General features: G+C 60.8%; 19 protein-coding genes. 12 read left to right on the forward strand and 7 right to left on the reverse strand.

Annotated features, from left to right (window positions below; all coding sequences use genetic code 11):
• Window positions 1–42 precede the first annotated feature (42 nt).
• Window positions 43–300, forward strand: coding sequence for a multiple stress resistance protein BhsA (gene bhsA, locus FHU12_RS14560; protein WP_004939517.1), 258 nt, complete (start codon window positions 43–45; stop codon window positions 298–300).
• Between the two features lie 114 nt (window positions 301–414).
• Entirely contained in the window at window positions 415–1290 is an 876-nt protein-coding gene (gene dapF, locus FHU12_RS14565) for a diaminopimelate epimerase (protein WP_141970162.1), read from the forward strand.
• On the opposite strand, the gene FHU12_RS14570 is transcribed toward dapF, so the two are convergent.
• Entirely contained in the window at window positions 1265–2563 is a 1299-nt protein-coding gene (locus FHU12_RS14570) for an SLC13 family permease (protein ID WP_141970164.1), read from the reverse strand. The genes dapF and FHU12_RS14570 overlap by 26 nt on opposite strands.
• Window positions 2564–2648: 85 nt before the next feature.
• The gene (locus tag FHU12_RS14575; RefSeq protein WP_141972998.1) at window positions 2649–3554 is read right to left on the reverse strand and encodes a bifunctional helix-turn-helix transcriptional regulator/GNAT family N-acetyltransferase; all 906 of its coding nucleotides are present in this window, start codon (window positions 3552–3554) and stop codon (window positions 2649–2651) included.
• Window positions 3555–4054: 500 nt separating this feature from the next.
• On the opposite strand from FHU12_RS14575, the gene amyA reads away from it, so the two are divergent.
• Window positions 4055–5545 (forward strand): alpha-amylase, encoded by a 1491-nt coding sequence (amyA, locus tag FHU12_RS14580; protein ID WP_099816738.1) that lies wholly within the window; start codon window positions 4055–4057, stop codon window positions 5543–5545.
• A gap of 120 nt (window positions 5546–5665) precedes the next feature.
• The gene (locus tag FHU12_RS14585) at window positions 5666–6514 is read left to right on the forward strand and encodes a PA4780 family RIO1-like protein kinase (RefSeq protein ID WP_141970166.1); all 849 of its coding nucleotides are present in this window, start codon (window positions 5666–5668) and stop codon (window positions 6512–6514) included.
• A 9-nt stretch (window positions 6515–6523) separates the two neighbouring features.
• Here FHU12_RS14585 and FHU12_RS14590 read toward each other — a convergent pair whose 3' ends face one another.
• Window positions 6524–6742: a DUF7661 family protein gene (locus tag FHU12_RS14590; protein WP_038879994.1), complete on the reverse strand. Its 219-nt coding sequence runs from the start codon at window positions 6740–6742 to the stop codon at window positions 6524–6526.
• Window positions 6743–6811: 69 nt separating this feature from the next.
• Between FHU12_RS14590 and FHU12_RS14595 the strand changes: the two genes are divergently transcribed.
• Window positions 6812–7639 (forward strand): AraC family transcriptional regulator, encoded by an 828-nt coding sequence (locus tag FHU12_RS14595; protein WP_141970168.1) that lies wholly within the window; start codon window positions 6812–6814, stop codon window positions 7637–7639.
• Here FHU12_RS14595 and FHU12_RS14600 read toward each other — a convergent pair.
• The 3 genes from FHU12_RS14600 to lsrG form a co-directional block, all read right to left on the reverse strand.
• Complete coding sequence (locus FHU12_RS14600) at window positions 7615–8205, reverse strand: LysE family translocator (RefSeq protein WP_141970171.1); 591 nt, start codon at window positions 8203–8205, stop codon at window positions 7615–7617. The genes FHU12_RS14595 and FHU12_RS14600 overlap by 25 nt on opposite strands.
• 83 nt (window positions 8206–8288) lie before the next feature.
• Window positions 8289–9194: an EamA family transporter gene (locus FHU12_RS14605; protein ID WP_141970173.1), complete on the reverse strand. Its 906-nt coding sequence runs from the start codon at window positions 9192–9194 to the stop codon at window positions 8289–8291.
• Between the two features lie 87 nt (window positions 9195–9281).
• Window positions 9282–9575, reverse strand: coding sequence for a (4S)-4-hydroxy-5-phosphonooxypentane-2,3-dione isomerase (lsrG, locus tag FHU12_RS14610; RefSeq protein WP_033642299.1), 294 nt, complete (start codon window positions 9573–9575; stop codon window positions 9282–9284).
• 193 nt (window positions 9576–9768) lie between these two features.
• Here lsrG and lsrK point away from each other — a divergent pair, with 193 nt between their 5' ends.
• From lsrK to FHU12_RS14640, 6 genes are all read left to right on the forward strand, one after another.
• Window positions 9769–11334 (forward strand): autoinducer-2 kinase, encoded by a 1566-nt coding sequence (gene lsrK / locus FHU12_RS14615; RefSeq protein WP_141970175.1) that lies wholly within the window; start codon window positions 9769–9771, stop codon window positions 11332–11334.
• A 220-nt stretch (window positions 11335–11554) separates the two neighbouring features.
• A complete protein-coding gene (locus FHU12_RS14620; RefSeq protein WP_141970178.1) occupies window positions 11555–12739 on the forward strand; it encodes an MFS transporter in 1185 nt (394 codons plus the stop codon).
• Between the two features lie 59 nt (window positions 12740–12798).
• A complete protein-coding gene (locus tag FHU12_RS14625) occupies window positions 12799–13692 on the forward strand; it encodes a LysR family transcriptional regulator (RefSeq protein ID WP_141970180.1) in 894 nt (297 codons plus the stop codon).
• 79 nt (window positions 13693–13771) lie between these two features.
• Entirely contained in the window at window positions 13772–14113 is a 342-nt protein-coding gene (yajD, locus tag FHU12_RS14630) for an HNH nuclease YajD (RefSeq protein WP_004939576.1), read from the forward strand.
• Window positions 14114–14384: 271 nt separating this feature from the next.
• Window positions 14385–15020 carry a division plane positioning ATPase MipZ gene (locus tag FHU12_RS14635; RefSeq protein ID WP_141970182.1) on the forward strand — a complete coding sequence of 212 codons (636 nt, stop codon included), beginning with the start codon at window positions 14385–14387 and terminating at the stop codon, window positions 15018–15020.
• The gene (locus FHU12_RS14640) at window positions 15017–15319 is read left to right on the forward strand and encodes a hypothetical protein (protein ID WP_141970184.1); all 303 of its coding nucleotides are present in this window, start codon (window positions 15017–15019) and stop codon (window positions 15317–15319) included. The genes FHU12_RS14635 and FHU12_RS14640 overlap by 4 nt, the downstream gene beginning before the upstream one ends.
• 47 nt (window positions 15320–15366) lie before the next feature.
• Here FHU12_RS14640 and FHU12_RS14645 read toward each other — a convergent pair whose 3' ends face one another.
• Window positions 15367–16122, reverse strand: coding sequence for a CDP-diacylglycerol diphosphatase (locus tag FHU12_RS14645; RefSeq protein WP_185742312.1), 756 nt, complete (start codon window positions 16120–16122; stop codon window positions 15367–15369).
• Between the two features lie 237 nt (window positions 16123–16359).
• On the opposite strand from FHU12_RS14645, the gene FHU12_RS14650 reads away from it, so the two are divergent.
• Window positions 16360–17160 carry an alpha/beta fold hydrolase gene (locus FHU12_RS14650; protein ID WP_141973002.1) on the forward strand — a complete coding sequence of 267 codons (801 nt, stop codon included), beginning with the start codon at window positions 16360–16362 and terminating at the stop codon, window positions 17158–17160.
• The last annotated feature ends 4 nt before the right edge of the window (window positions 17161–17164 follow it).

Below are 17164 nucleotides of genomic sequence, written 5' to 3' on the forward strand. Positions count from 1 at the left end.
ACCAAACAGACATTGTAAAGAACACAGATAGGAAATAAGACCATGAAAAACCTGAAAATGACCATCGCTGCCATCGCACTGGCTTCCGTCTCCTTCGGCAGCTTCGCCGCCGAACTGGTGAACGCACAACCCGCCGACCTGCAAAAAGCCGGCGTCGTTACCGTCAGCGGTGCGTCTGACCTGAGCAGCCTGGAAAACAAACTGGCAGCCAAAGCCGACGCGGCGGGCGCAAAATCCTTCCAGATCATCGCCACCACCGGTGACAATAAACTGCACGGTACCGCGATCATCTACAATTAATGGCCAGATAGGCAATCGTGCAAAAGGGCGGCTCAGGCCGCCTTTTGTTTGTTTTGACGCCAACATTCTGTTGTAAGCTTGTAGCCACCTTTTCTTGCTGAGCCGAGCAACGCCATGACTCCCCTGCTGTTTCACAAATATCACGGCCTGGGCAACGACTACCTGATATGCCAGCGTTCGGTCGCCGATCGTCTGAGCCAGGAACAGATCCGCCTGCTGTGCCACCCGCATTACGGCATCGGTTCCGACGGCCTGCTGATCGACAGCGGCGACGCCGTCAATCCCACCCTGCGCATCATCAACCCGGACGGCTCCGAAGCGGAGAAAAGCGGCAACGGCCTGCGTATCTACGCGCGGTATCTGTTCGACAGCGAGCGCGTGGGGCATCAGCCGTTTCTGGTGCACACCGCCGGCGGCGACGTGCGTTGCCAAGTGGCGGAAGACGCGCATCAGATAACCGTGGAGATGGGGCGCGCCAATTTTAGCCCGGCGGCGCTGCCGGCCTTGATCGATCTGCCGGAGGCGCTGAACTATCCGCTGCCCCTGATGGAAGAGACGTTATGCGTTTCGCTGGTGTCAATGGGCAACCCGCACTGCGTAGTGCCGGTGGAAAAACTGGATCTGGCGCAGGTGCATCGGCTCGGACCGCAGATTGAGCGCCATCCGCTGTTCCCGAAACGCACCAATGTACAACTGGTAGAAGTGGTCGATCGCCAGACGCTGCGTATCGGCATCTGGGAGCGCGGCGCCGGCTTTACCCTCGCCTCCGGCAGCAGCAGCTGCGCCGCCGCCAGCGTGATGCGCAAGTTGGGACGAGTCGGCGATCGGGTTAGCGTACGGATGCCGGGCGGCGAACTGCAGATCGCCTTCAGCGGCGATTTTCAGGTCAGCATGCGCGGACCGGTGCATAAAATCGCCACCCTGACGCTGGACGAAGATTGTTTTGCCGGCGGCGCGGGGCTGTTTACGGGATCCACCCCAGCAGCCTGAACCACAGATAATCCAACGGCACCAGCAGTGCGAAGCTGAGCGCGGCCAACAGCAGGCACAGCTTCAGCCCTTCTCGCGCCGGTACTTTGCCCATCCCCATTGCCACCACGATCGGCGAGGCCTGATACGGCAGCAGCGGCGTGGCATAACCGATCACCTGGGTCATCAACACCGTCAGCAGCGGCAGGCCGCTGCCTGCGGACAGCGCCTGTGCCAGCGGGGTAAACAGCGCCGGCACGCCGTTGGCGGTCACCACGAAATTCAGCAACGCGGTGATCCCCACCAGCGAACCGAATGCGGTGAACGGCTTACCGTGCAGATCCGGCATCATCGCCAGCAGCGCACCGCCCAGCCGATCGCCAAGGCCGGAGTGGCTGACCAGCGCGGTCAGCCCCAGGATCCCCGCCACGTAAATGCAGGTGCGCACGTTAACCCCGGCGGCGAACTGCTCACCGTTGAGAAAACCGATACGCGGCAGCAGGCAGACGCAGGCCGCCGCCAACCCGATCCAGGCGGGAGCGATGCCGTGCCAGCTGTCGGACATCCACAGCAACACCGTAATGCCCAACAGCGCGATCAGCCGCCACTCGGCGGCGCTGAGCGGCGTTTGCCCCGCCTCGGCCACCACCGGTTGCGGCCGCGCACGGAACAGGCCGCAGATGCATAGCGTCAATAACGCGCCTTTGGCCAACCCGAGCACCGGGGCATGCAACAGCAGATAAGAGAGATAAGCGAAGTGGCTGCCGTAGGCGCTTTCCGCCGCGCCGCTCATCACCAGGTTGGGCACGTTGGCCGGCAAAATGCTGGCGGAGAGCTGGAAGGTGCCGAACCCCACCGCCAGCGCCAAACCTATGCGGCCGCGCGTGCCTTCCGCCAGACCGGCGCGATCGGCCAATGCCATGACGATCGGCATCAGCAGCGTAATGCGCCCCATGTTGGAGGGCATGACAAACGCCAGCGCGTAGCTTATCGCCACCACGCCGCCCACCAGACGGGGCCAGGAACCGGCCAGGTGCGGCAAGAGCCGGTTGGCCAGGCGATCCGCCAAGCCGGTGCTGCGGATGGCGGTGCCCAGCACGAAGCCGCTGAGCACCAGCCAGAATGCGGAAGACGCGAAACCGGAAAAGGTCACCGCGGCGGGCGCCAGCTGCAACACCATCACCGCCGCAAAGAACAGCAGCGCGACCAAATACTCCGGTAAGCGGGCACTGGCCCATAGCGCGATGACCACCAGCGTGACCAGCGCAGACAGCGCCATCGGATCCGCCAACATAGTTTTCCTCCCTGATAAAACGTTGTGATTGTTATCAAACGGTTAACAGGGTGACACAAGGCGCGGGCGCTAACCTTGAAACCGCTCACATATCGTCGTTCTGCAAATTTTTCAGCATGCACACATTACAGCCGTGGTGGCCGGTATTGCCGCGCCGTTCCGTCAGCAGCGTGAAACCCAGCGCGTAATACAGCCCAATCGCCTCTTTCAACTGTTCGGTGGTTTCCAGATAGCAGTAGCGATACCCTGCCGCCCGCGCCGCCTTCAGCACCTGCACCACCATATAGCGCGCCATGCCCAACCCACGCACACCGGGTTTGAAGAACAGTTTTTGCAGTTCGCAATAGCCGGGCTCTTCGCCCGCCAGCGGCGCCATGCCGACGCCCCCCACCACCTGCCCGTCCCGCTCCAGCACCCAGTAGCGGCCACCGTTGTCCCGATACAGGCCGGTCAGCCGATCGAGATCCGGATCGTGCAGGCTGACCCCTTCCATCTTGTCCATGCCATACTCGCGCAACACGTCGCGAATGATCGCCGCCATCGCCGCATCGTCGCGCGCGGCAATCGGCCGCACCCGCAGGTTGGCGTCGCGCTGTTTGCGCGCGCTGCGCAGCGCCGCGGTCATCTTTTTCATCGCCGCAGTGGTACTCGCCAGCTCATCGTCGTCCAACTGCGCCAGCGCCGCCTGCATAAAACCGTCGGCGTCGCTCTCGATGCCGGCCAGCGCCTTACCGCCCTTTTTACTCAGCCGATGCAGGTTGTGCCGCTTGTCATCCGGATGATCCACCGTTTCTATCACGCCGGCGGCCACCAGGCTGCGCAGCGCCCGGCTGGCGCTGGCCTTGTCGATGCAAAGCCGGGCGGCCAGCTCGGTGACGCCCAGCGGCTGCTCGCTGACTTCGATCATCAGATGGATCTGCAGCGGCGAAAAGCGCGAGCCGTTGCTCTGCTTGTTCAACATGCCGAATTCTCTGACCAAACTGCGCGCCAATGCTCTGAAATCCCTGATGTTCACGGCGTTATGCTCCCCTGTACTTCCACCTTCACGCTGCGTTGGATGGATTATTGGTTGATAGTGTTACCTAATTTAGAACATAACGATAACGCATAAACAATTGCGAATGAATAACCAACGGGGCATCTGAATATGTCAAAACATTTCATTAACCAGAATTTAAAACCATTTAATTTATTATTTTAAAAACTTAAACCCAAATTAATATTTAAAATTAAAATAAAAAACCAATGAAAATGGGAGTAAAAACATCAAAATTTGACAGAACAAAAAATAAAGCAAATATCTATTTGAAAAATAATTAATAAAAACTAAAACGTGAAAACTTGATAGCAGCAACTTAATCGCTATCCCGTCAATATCGGTTACATATTTACGCCTGCCTTCGCGCGCCTCCCTGCGCCATTGTCCCTTTTGCCAAAAGTAGCCCATGCTTTAACTGCTCCTCTCCTTCTGGCTAACCGGGACGCTGGCTCATGACGAAAAAAACCACCCTGCTGCAATTCTTCCATTGGTACTACCCCGACGGCGGCAAACTGTGGCAGGAGGCCGCCGAGCGCGCCCCGCACCTCGCCGAACTGGGCATTACCGACCTGTGGCTGCCCCCTGCCTGCAAGGGCGCTTCCGGCGGTTACTCCGTCGGCTACGATACTTACGATCTGTTCGATCTGGGCGAATTTGACCAGAAAGGCAGCGTGGCCACCAAATACGGCGACAAAGCGGCGCTCGAACACGCCGCCACGACACTGCGCGAACACGGCGTGGGGGTACTCTACGACGTGGTGTTCAATCACAAGCTCGGCGCGGACGAAAAAGAACAGGTACACGTGTTCAAGGTGGACGCCAACAACCGCAACGACATCGACGACCAGGGCTTCGACGCGCTGGCCTACACCCGCTTCACCTTTCCCGGCCGCCAGGGCGTGCATTCCGAGTTTATCTGGGATTACACATGCTTCAGCGGCGTCGACTACGTTGAGCAGCCGGACGACAAAGGGGTGTTCAAAATCGCCAACGACTATGGCGACGACGGCTGGAACGATCAGGTCGACGACGAAAAAGGCAACTACGACTATCTGATGGGCGCCGACGTGGAGTTCCGCAATGCCGCCGTGACGGAGGAGCTCAAATACTGGGCGCGCTGGCTGTTGGAAAGCCTGCCGTGCGACGGCTTCCGTCTGGACGCCGCCAAACACATTCCCGCCTGGTTCTTCAAAGAGTGGGCGGATCACGTGCGCGACAGCGCGCAGCGCGACCTGTTTATCGTTGCCGAATACTGGTCGCACGATCTCGGCGCGCTGCAACAATACATCGAGTTGGTGGACGGCAAGGTGATGCTGTTCGACGTAGCGCTGCACCTGAAGTTTCATCAGGCGTCGAAACAGGGCGACGGCTTCGACATGGCGCAGATCTTCACCGATACCCTGACCGCCGCCGATCCGGCCCACGCGGTGACGCTGGTCGCCAACCACGATACCCAGCCGCTGCAATCGCTGGAGGCGCCGGTGGAACCCTGGTTCAAACCGCTGGCCTACGCGCTGATCCTGCTGCGCGAACAGGGCGTGCCCTGCGTGTTTTACCCCGACCTGTATGGCGCCAGCTACCGCGACAAGGGGCGCGACGGCGGCGAGTACCAGATTGACATGCCGGCGATCCCGGAGCTGGAGAAGCTGATCGCCGCCCGCCAGCGTTTCGCCAACGGCCCGCAAACCGACTACTTCGATGACAGCCACTGCGTGGCCTTCAGCCGCGCCGGCACCGCCGAGGCCCCCGGCTGCGTGGTGGTGCTGACCAACGGCGGCGAGAGCGGCAAGACCGTCGCGCTGGGCGCCGATTTGGCGCACACCGCCTGGCGCGATTTCCTCGGCAACCGTCAGGAGGAAATCACCACCGACGACCAGGGCAGCGCCCATTTCCCGGTCAACGCCGGCAGCGTCAGCGTCTGGGTGCCGGCCGCCAGCCTGTGAGTACCCGCCGCCGCGTAATGATGACGCGGCGGCAAAACTAATGTTTGCCTTTCGGGTCTAACTTACGCTATCAACTGCGCAAGCCATTCACACCGGAGCCTAAATAGGGTACAAGGCTGCATGAAAATTCCAAAACGACTCCAGCCGCTGGTTGATGACGGGTTAATCGACGACGTCATCCGCCGGTTGAAAAGCGGCAAAGAAGCCGACGTGTTTATCGTGCGCTGCGGCGATGAGATCCGCTGCGCCAAAGTGTACAAAGAGGCCGAGAAGCGCAACTTCAAGCAGGCCGTCCACTATCAGGAAGGGCGCAAGGTGCGCAACAGCCGCGACGCGCGCGCCATGAGCAAAGGCTCCAAATTCGGCCGCCAGCAGCAGGAAGAAGCCTGGCAAAACACCGAAGTGGACGCGCTGTATCTGCTGGCCAAGGCCGGTGTGCGGGTGCCGCAGCCGGATATCTGCCTGGACGGCGTGCTGCTGATGGAGCTGATCACCGACGAAGAAGGCCTGGTGGCGCCGCGCCTGAGCGATGTCATCCTGACGCCGGAACAGGCGCGGGCCGATCACGCCCTGATGATGAACTACGCGGTGCGCATGCTGTGCGCCGGGCTGGTGCACGGCGATCTGTCGGAATTCAATGTGCTGATGGATAAAGACGGGCCGGTGATCATCGATCTGCCGCAGGTGGTGGACGCCGCCGCCAACAACCACGCCAAAAGCATGTTCGAGCGCGATATCGGCAATCTGGCGGAATATTATGGCCAATTCGCGCCAGAACTGCGCGACAGCCAATACGCCAAAGAGATTTGGGCGCTGTATCAGGAAGGCAATCTGACGCCGGACAGCGCCCTCAGCGGCCGGTTCAGCGAAATCCAGAAGCGCGCCGACGTCGGCTCGGTGCTGGAAGAGATCCAGGCCGCCAGCGAGGAACACCAGCGCCGCATCATGGCGCGCAACGCGGAAGAGTAACGCACCGCGCTATTCGACGCGAAACACATCCGGTCGCTGCGGCGTCGCCGCCTCGTGATAGATATCCCCCAGATAGCCGGCGATCTCCTCTTCGCGCAGATCGGCCGGCAGCACGATATCGTAGCTGGGGGCATATTTGCGCTCCGGCAGCGTCACGCGGAACAGCCGCCATTCGTCCCCGATGCGCTTCACGCCCAGCAGACGGCCGAACACGTTAAAAATCATCATCCGCCATTCCCCCTCTCGTCGCTTTCAGGCTATAACACTGTGATGCCGCCGCAGTGAAAAGGAAAGCGTATGAGTGAAAAAACGCCGCAGTTCTGGCGCGATCCGCAGTTGCCGTTCGTCGAAGCCCGCGCCATCGCGGATGGCCGCCAGGTGTGCTACAGCCTGCACAGCCACGAATTCTTTTCCATCGGCGCCATCACCGGCGGCGTCAGCACCTATGTCAACGGCGAGCGGCGCATGCAGGTCAGCGCCGGCGATCTGGTTGTCATCAACCCGCAGCAGGCGCACGCCTGCAACCCCATCGCCGATCGCCGTTGGTCGTACATCATGTTCTATCTCGATCTCGCCTGGCTCGGCGCGCTGCAGCAGGAGCTGCTCGGCAGCGACGGTGACCGTTTTGTTCCGTTCAGCCAGCCGCTCAGCCGCGATCCGGCGCTGTTCCAAGGCCTGAACCGGCTTTATGCGCTGCTGACGGATCCGCTGTGCAGCGCGCTGGAAAAACAGATCGCCATGGTGGAGTATTTCAGCGCCCTGCAGATCGGGCTGGGCGGCGGCGGCCAGCCGGAGACACCGCCGCATACCCGGCTGGAAGCGGCGGCGGCGTTTATCGACGCGCACTGCACCCAGCCGCTGACGCTGGACGATATTTGCCGCGCCGCCGCGCTCTCGCCCTCTTACCTGATCCGCGCCTTCCGCCAGCGTTACGGCATGACGCCGCACGCTTATCTGGTCAATCGCCGCGTGCAGCACGGCCATCGGCTATTGAAAAGCGGCCTGCCGATCGCCGCGGCCGCCAGCGAAAGCGGCTTTGCCGATCAGGCGCACTTTCAGCGCACCTTCAAACAGCTGCTGGCCGCCACGCCCGGCCAGTATCAAAAACCTTCCGCCAGCAGATAGCAGGCGCTGACCGCCAACAGCAGCGCCATCGCGCGGTTGAAACGCCGCACGTTGCGCGCCTGCCTGAGGAGGCCGCGCAGCATAGCGCCGACATAGGCCCAGCAGGCCACCGAGACATAGCAAATCACGAAGTAGAGCCCGGCGAACTGCCACAGCAGCCGGATGTCGCCGTCGCCGACAAAGGCGCCGAGACTGGCCACCGACGCCAGCCATGCCTTGGGATTCAGCCATTGCATCAGTGCGCCGTACCAACAGGAAGGCGCCTGCGCCGCGCCGTTGCCCAATCTGCCGTCGTCAAATGCCAGCCGGTAGGCCATAAACAGCAGGAAGGCCACGCCGGCCCACTGAACCAAGCGCGTCAACGCCGGCCACAGGATCAGCAACTGGTGCATGCCCAATCCCAGCAGCACCAGCAACAGGGTAAACCCCAGCGTGGCGCCGAACACGTGACGCTGGGTCACGCCAAAGCCGAATTGCGCCCCGGCGCTCAATGCGACGATGTTGACCGGGCCGGGGGTGATGGAGGCCGCCAGCGCAAATGCGGCCATGGAAAGGTAGATATTCATGATAGGCACCTGAGAAAATATTCACAGGTGCCAGAGTGCCTAGCCGCGCCGACAACGTATTGAACAGAATTACCCTGTTCGGTTTAGCGCACGGCGACGGCCCGACGACGCGGCAGCCCAAAGGTGTTGACCGCCATACCGGCCAGCACCAGCAATGCGCCGCCGAACTGCGCCGGCGACAGCGCTTCGTCCAGCAGCAGCCAGGCGGCGAACAGCCCGACCAGCGGCACCAGCAGCGTCAGCGGCGCAACGCGCCAGGTTTCGTAGCGCCCCAGCAGGCTGCCCCACACCGAATAGCCGAACAGCGTAGCGGCGAACGCCAGATAGGCAATCGCCAGCCAGGTGCCGACCTGCACATGGCTCAGGCTGCTCAGCACCGCCTGCGGACCATCGAACAGCCAGCTGCAGACCAGGAACGGCACGACCGGGATCGGCGCACTCCACACCACCAGCGACAAAATGTTGCGCTGTGGGAAACCGGCCAGGATCTTCTTGTTGGTCAGGTTACCCAGCGCCCAGGAAAACGCCGCCGCCAGGGTCAGCAGCAGGCCTGCCAGAGGTACCGCGCCGCTGCCCGGCTTATGCAGGCTGGCCTGCGCCAGCACCAGCATGCCGCCGCTGGCGATAGCGATGCCGACGAAATGGTTGACGCGCAGCTTTTCCCCCATCAGCACGACCCCCAACAGCAGGGTGAAGAACACCTGCGCCTGCAGCACCAGCGAGGCCAGCCCCGCCGGCATGCCCAGCTTAATGGCGACGAACAGAAAGGCAAATTGCGCGAAGCTCATGGTCATGCCGTACAGCAACAGCCATTTCCATGGGATCGTCGGGCGCGGGATAAAAAAGATCGCCGGCAACGCCACCAGCAAAAAGCGCATCCCGGCCAACAGAAACGGCGGCATGCCCTGCAGGCCAAACTTGATTACGACAAAATTCACGCCCCAAATCACCACCACTAACAGCGCCAACAGCCGATCGCGCAATGTCATCCTCGCCCCGCTTATCCCATTGAAAATTCGCTTTACCTTGCAGATTACAACCAAACCGGGGACATGGACACCGGCAAACGCCGGCGCTTATTCCGGCATCAGGCCGATAAAGGTGGTCTTCTTGCGCGGGCCGGTCATCAGCGCTTCCAGCTTCTCCACGCACTGCAGATAGTGTGGGGTCTGCTTATGCGCCGCCACCGCCTGCTCGTCGCGATAGGCTTCGTAGATATAAAACCGCGTCGGAATATGCTCATCCTGCAACACGTCGAAACGCAGGTTGCCCGGCTCTTCGATCGCTCCCAGATGATTGGCGCGGAAAACGTCGATAAATTCGTCGATTTTGTCCTGTTTAACGTTGATCTCTACCAATGTGACGTGCATGACAGCTCCTTGTTTGAACGGCGCGCCGTAGTATGGCGCTTTCCAACCATAGGTTTATTCCCGTCGATTGCCCTGCCGCAACGGCAATTTTGCCGCCTGGCTCACAAATCGCATCGGCGACGCCCACTCCTCCTCCGGCGAGGGAAGACGGCGGCATCTATAGTTAACACTCCTCCCCCTGAGAGCATAGGCTATGGATAACTACTTGATGGCGCTGGATGCAGGAACAGGCAGCATTCGCGCGGTGATCTTCGATTTGGCGGGCAACCAGATCGCACACGGCCAGGCGGAGTGGCAACACCTGGCCGTGCCGGGCGTGCCAGGCTCGATGGAGTTTGACCTCAACCGCAACTGGCAGCTGGCCTGCCAGTGCATCCGCCAGGCGATGCAACGCGCTGGATTGAGCGCTCAGGCGATCCGCGCGGTGGCCTGCTGCTCGATGCGCGAAGGCATCGTTCTGTACGATCGCAACGGCGTGCCGATCTGGGCCTGCGCCAACGTCGATGCGCGCGCCAGCCATGAGGTCAGCGAACTGAAGGAACTGCATCATCACGGCTTCGAACGTGAGGTGTATCAGTACTCCGGCCAAACGCTGGCGCTGAGCGCCATGCCGCGCCTGCTGTGGCTGGCGCACCACCGGCCGGATATCTATCGCCAGGCGGCGACGCTGACCATGATCAGCGACTGGCTGGCCAACATGCTGAGCGGCGAGCTGGCGGTCGATCCCTCCAACGCCGGCACCACCGGCATGCTGGACCTGACCAGCCGCGACTGGCGGCCGGCGCTGCTCGATATGGCCGGGCTGCGCGCCGATATTCTGTCGCCGGTGAAAGAGACCGGCAGCGTGCTGGGGCGCGTCACCGAACAGGCGGCGCAGGAGAGCGGGCTGCTGCGCGGCACCCCGGTGGTGATGGGCGGTGGCGACGTGCAGCTCGGCAGCCTGGGGCTCGGCATCGTGCGCGCCGGGCAGACAGCGGTGCTCGGCGGCACCTTCTGGCAGCAGATCGTCAACCTGCCGGAGCCGGCCATCGATCCGGAGATGAACATCCGCATCAACCCTCACGTCATTCCCGGCATGGCGCAGGCGGAATCCATCAGCTTCTTTACCGGCCTGACCATGCGCTGGTTCCGCGACGCTTTCTGTGCGGAGGAAAAATTGCTGGCGGAGCGGCTGGGGGTCGACACCTATAGCCTGCTGGAAGAGATGGCGGCCAGAGTGCCGCCGGGCGCCTACGGCGTGATGCCGATCTTTTCCGACGCCATGCATTTCAAAACCTGGTACCACGCGGCACCGTCGTTCATCAATATGTCGATCGACCCGGAGCGCTGCAACAAACAGACGCTGTTCCGCGCGCTGGAGGAGAACGCCGCCATCGTCTCCGCCTGCAACCTGGAACAGATCGCCGCCTTCTCCGGCGTGCAGGCACGCTCGCTGGTGTTCGCCGGCGGCGGTGCGAAGGGTAAACTGTGGAGCCAGATCCTCAGCGACGTCACCGGGCTGACGGTACGGGTGCCGGTGGTGAAAGAGGCCACCGCGCTGGGCTGCGCGATCGCCGCCGGCGTCGGCGCCGGGCTGTACGCGTCGCTGGCCGAGACCGGTGAGCGCCTGGTGCGCTGGGAACGCGAGCATCAGCCGGACATGACCCATCACGCGCTGTATCAGGAACAGAAAGAAACCTGGCGACGGGTCTACGCCGATCAGCTGACGCTGGTGGACAACGGCCTGACCACCTCGCTGTGGAAAGCGCCCGGGCTATAAGCACCACGCGGCATTCGGTCATAACCTTATGCCGTTTTATTCCTTTCCCCTCGGCGCGGCGCAAGCCGCGCTTTAACTCGCCGCCGCGATTGTTCCCCCTCAGAAACAGTGTAACTACCGTGAATGGATTTATCTGCCGCTCTCACCTGCCGTAAATTGTGATTTCGGTCACGCCGCGCCCCGAACGCGGCCTGCGTATTCACCTGAAACGAGCGGCATTATGCTGAATAATAAAGATAACCCTGCATCATCCCCGTGGCTGGCGATCTTTTCGCTGACGGTCGCCTGTTTTGTCATGGTCACCACCGAGTTTTTGCCGATCGGCCTGTTGACCAACATCGCCCCCTCGCTCGGCGTCAGCACCGGCACCGCCGGACTGATGGTCACCATGCCCGGTATCGTGGCGGCGGTGGCCGCCCCCGCATTGAGTCTGATGTCCGGCCGTCTGGATCGGCGTTTACTGATGTTGGGGCTATCGCTGCTGCTGATCGTCTCCAATTTGGTGGCGGCATTGGCCATCAACTTCCCGATGATGCTGCTGGGCCGCGTGCTGCTGGGCATCTGCGTCGGCGGCTTCTGGTCGTTCGCCGCCAACTACGGCCGCCATCTGGTGCCGGAAGCCAGCCAGGGCCGCGCCACCGCGCTGATCCTCAGCGGCATCTCGGTCGGCGCGGTGTGCGGCGTACCGGCCGGGGCGCTGATCGGCGATCTGTTCGGCTGGCGCGCCGCCTTCTTCGGCGGTGCGGCATTGGCGGTCGGCGTGCTGTTGGCGCAGCTGCGTTTGCTCACGTCGGTACCGCCTTCCCGGCCGGTCACGCCGCGCGATCTGGTGCTGCCGCTGCGCTTGCCGATGGCGCGCATCGGCCTGATCGCCATCGTGCTGCTGTTCATCGGCCACTTCGCCGCCTACACCTATCTGCGGCCGCTGCTGCAACAGGTGTTCGTCCTCAGCCCATCGGCTATCTCGCTGCAGCTGTTGGCCTACGGCGCCATCGGCCTGCTGGGCACCTTCCTCGGCGAGCGTCTGGGAGAATACAGCCTGCGCGCCACCTTTATTCTGATCGCCGCCATGCTGGCGGGCATTTTAATCGTTTCGCCGCTGCTCAGCGGCCTCGGCGGCGCCACGCTGATGGTGTTGGTATGGGGGCTGGCCTTTGGCGCCGTGCCGGTATGCGCCACCAACTGGATGTTCGCCGCCGTACCGCAGGCGCCGGAAGCCGGCCAGGCGCTGTTGGTGTGCGTCATTCAGATCGCGCTGGCTTCCGGCGCACTGCTGGGCGGCGAGGTAGTGGACTGGCAGGGCGTCAGCAGCGCCATGCTGTTCGGCGGCGCGCTGATCCTGTCCGCCACGCTGGTGTTCGGCCTCAGCTTGCGCTCCGGCGCGATTGGCGCTAAACAGTGTTAATCATTATCTATCTGCAGAAACATGCCCCGGCCGTCGCCGGGGTATGGCGTTGAGAACCTATGGACCATCATTTGCTCGCCATCCGGGTATTTAACCGCGTGGTGGAAACCGGCGGCTTTACCCGCGCCGCCGAGTCGCTGGGCATGCCGAAAGCCACGGTGACCAAGCTGATCCAGAATCTGGAGGATCACCTGCAGACCAAGCTGTTTCAGCGCACCACCCGCAGCGTGTCGGTCACCCGCGAAGGCGAATGTTATTACCAGAATACGGTGAAGTGGCTGGCGGATTTGCAACAGATGGAAGGCTGCCTGACCGAGTCGCAAAGCTCTCCGCAGGGCGTGCTGCGCATCGATACCGGCGGCGGCACCGCACGCCGCCTGCTGCTGCCTGCACTGCCTGACTTTCTGGCGCGCTACCCGCAGATACAGATCGATCTGAGCGTCGGCGACCGCGTGATCGATCTGATCAGCGACAGTGCCGACTGCGTGATCCGCAGCGGCCCGCTGGCCGACTCCAGCCTGATCGCCCGGCGCCTGTTCGATTTGGACTGGGTCAGCTGCGCCACCCCGGCCTACCTGGCGCTTCACGGTACGCCGCGCCACCCGTGCGATCTGGAGCAGGGTTTTCCGATGGTGCACTATCGCCACCCGCTTAACGACCGCATCCATCCGCAGCGCTATGCCGAACACGGCCAAGAGATCGCCATTCAACAGCGCTACCCGGTCAGCATCAATGAAGGCAACGCGCTGCTGGCGGCGAGCCTGGCCGGATTGGGCATCATCCAGACCTATCGCTTTATGGCGCAGCCGCACCTCGACAGCGGTGAGCTGGTCAGCCTGCTGCACGACTGGCAGCCGCCGCCGGAACAGATGTACGTGGTCTACCCGTCCAATCGCCACCTCAGCGGCAAGCTGCGGGCGTTTATCGACTGGGCGGTGGAGACGTTTCGCTAGCGGCAGGATGAGCCGCACGTTGTAGCCGCACGCAGTGTGGTATTATTTACCGCATAGTGATTCACGACGGACAACCACCATGGCCTATATCCCCAAAAACTATGCGAAGCTGGAAACCGGCTACCGCGAAAAAGCGCTGAAACTGTTCCCCTGGGTGTGCGGGCGCTGCTCGCGCGAATTCGTTTATTCCAACCTGCGCGAGCTGACGGTGCACCATATCGATCACGATCACAGCAACAACCCGGAAGACGGCAGCAACTGGGAAATGCTGTGTCTGTATTGCCACGACCACGAACACTCGAAATACACCGAGGCCGATCAATACGGTTCGACGGTGGTGGCCGGTGAAGATGCGCAAAAAGATATCGGCGTCGCCACCCACAACCCGTTCGCCAACCTGAAGGCGATGATGAAGAAATAATGTCGGCAACAGCTTAATAGGTAACTAACTTATTAAGCTGTTAAATTAATAGAACTCACCTCCGCATCGCCACTTCCCAGAGAATTCCTACTTACCCACCCGGGCAATTCACCGCAAAATAAGCTGCGCAGTTAACAACATACTGGCTTGGCAAGCCGCCTCAGTTGGTGCATATTGTTCGCGAGTTGTTCTTGTTAACCTGTTTGATTATCAACCTAATAAGCGCATTAACTTAATAAGTTACCTGCTTAATAACTTGAGAGATGGCAGCATGATTGTTCTGATTGGCTCGCAAAAAGGCGGCGTCGGCAAGTCGACGAAAGCGGTGAATATCGCCGGGTATTTGATTCTTAAGCAAGGCAAGACGGCGATCATCGTCGATGCCGACGACCAGAAATCGATCATGACCTGGTACAACGACCGTCAGAACGTCGAAGGGTTGCCGCACATTCCGGTGGTGGCCGCATCGGGCAAAATCAAGGAAACGCTGCTGGAGCTGGATCGCCATTACGACTACGTGATCGTCGACACCGCCGGCCGCGACAGCGCCGAATTGCGCTCCGGGCTGCTGGCCGCCGACCTGTTCCTCTCGCCGCTGCGCCCTTCGCAGATGGATCTCGACACCATCGGCTATCTGTCGGAGATGTTCTCCACCGCGCAGGAATACAACGAGAAGGTCAAAGGCTACATTGTGCTGAACATGTGCCCGACCAATATCTTCATTAATGAAGCCAACGAAGCGGCGCAGGTGCTGAGCGAATACCCGGAGTTCAACCTGGTGAGCAACCGTCTGTGCGACCGCAAGATTTACCGCGACGCCTGGGGCGAAGCCATCACCGTGCATGAGGCGAACAACGAAAAGGCGCAGAGCGAAATTGAATGCCTGGTGAAAGAGGTGATCCTGTGAAAAAACGCACCCCCACCCACCGCATGTCTGAAGACGAATTCATCAACAGCGCCACCTCGCACACGCTGCCGGTCGCGGCGCCCGCGCCGGAAGCCAAACCGGCCGGCCGCAAGCGCACCTATAAGGCGATTTCCGTCAGCCTGACGGACAACCACATTGAAGCCATCGATGAGGTGATCGTCCAGGCGGCGCGCAGCGGCATCGTGCGCATCACTCGTTCCGACATCATCAAGCTGGCCATCGACGGATTGGCGGAAAAAAGCGAAGCGCAGCGGCTGGAACTGCTGAAGAAGCTCTGACCGCCCGACAGCCGCCGGCTAACACAGCCGGCGGGTTATCATCACCTTCAGTTTCCCGCCACTGCGCATTGATAGTCCTGAATTTCGCCGGCCGAGCCCAGGTTCAGATCGGTCAACTTCAGGCGGTTCGCCAACAGCAGCATCTCGCCCTGTGGGCTGACCGCCAGCGCCAGGCCATAATTGCCGATGCTGTCGCCCTGCTCGACCACATAGTTGTGCAGTAAACGGAAAGGATCTTCCTGAGTTAAATCGGTGCCCGCCAATTTTCTGGCCAGATATTGGTGGCCGACCAATTTCACCGCCAGCGGGCGCCACTGTTGATCTAATTGCTCCGCCTGCTGCCCCAGCGCGTTATAGACATCCTGACGCAGGCAGGCAACGTGAATATGCAGCTGATTCTGAGAGCGACCATATTCCGAATTGACCGCCAGAGAAAGCCACGCATCTTTTAGCGGTTTACCCAACTCGCTGGATATATGTTCCCGGTTATTCCACGCCTGGGCGAAATAAGGCGGCGCGTGCTCCGTCTGCAATGCCGGGCTCTCGATGCCGCTGACCTTTTCGGTTGGCATCACCAGGTCGTGATAGGGGCCTTTGCTGTCCTTAAACAACACATAACCTTCGGTTAAATCTACCTTTAAGCAGGGCGCCGGATCGTTGTTCTGCTGCTGATTGGGCACGCACTGTTGGCTGACGATTTGCCACAGCGCATTCGGATTACCACGCCCGAAGAACCACCACAGCACCGCCGCCAGCAGCAAAATGACAAGCAAAATAATTAATAGTCTGAAAAGTCTTTTCATCGCAACACCCTGTTTATCTATTCCATCTCGAAAGGGGCGCCAGCATAAACCAAGGCTCTGGCGTCGACCAGAATATTATCCTTAATGTCACCTTTCATTGACGTCTTGTTAGCAATGGATAATTAAAAATAAGCTTCCACCTGAGTAATTTAAGGTAAATTAATACCGTGGGTTGAATATGAGTGTGATATAAGCAGCCGGGACTCTTTTTTATAAGGAACCGATAAGATGCCAACGATGGGCAAATCCCTGCATTATCTCGACGTAGGTTCAGGCTTTCCATTGCTGCTGGGCCACAGCTATTTGTTCGATCTGAACATGTGGGCGCCGCAGTTCGAAGCGCTGGCTAAACGCTACCGCCTGATCGTGCCGGATCTCTGGGGCCACGGCGATTCACCGGCGCTGCCGCCCGGGCGAAACAGCCTGTCGGATATCGCCGCCGATCATTTGGCGCTGATGGATCATTTGGATATTGAAGAGTTCGGCATCGTCGGCCTGTCCGTCGGCGGCATGTGGGGTGCCGAACTGGCGGCGTTGGCGCCGGAGCGGGTGAAAGTGCTGGCGCTGCTGGACAGCTACCTGGGCGACGAAACCCCAGAAGCGCGGCAGCGTTATATGGGCATGCTGGCGGCCGTCGAACAGGCCGGCGCCATCACGTCTCCGCTGCTGGAATATATCGCCGCGCAGTTTTATTCCGACGAGGTGCCCGATGCGTTGTCGCAGCCGTTGCTGGCCCATCTGCAAAGCCTGCCCGCCGATCGTCTTCGCGAGAGCATCGTACCGCTGGGCCGGATGATCTTCGGTCGGCCCGACAAGCTGCCACTGCTGGAAAACATCACCGCCGCCAGCATCGTCATCACCGGTGCGCAGGATAAACCGCGCCCGCCGGCGGAAGGCCAGCGCATGGCCGATCTTCTCGGCTGTCGGCACGTGCTGATCCCCAACGCGGGGCATATCAGCAACAAGGAAAATCCGGCTGCGGTCAATGAAACGCTGCTGGCGTTTTTAGCTGAAAACACCACGCCGCTATTCTGGTAAGATT

It is taken from the genome of Serratia marcescens, assembly GCF_006715005.1.
Classification (GTDB): Bacteria; Pseudomonadota; Gammaproteobacteria; order Enterobacterales; family Enterobacteriaceae; genus Serratia; species Serratia montpellierensis.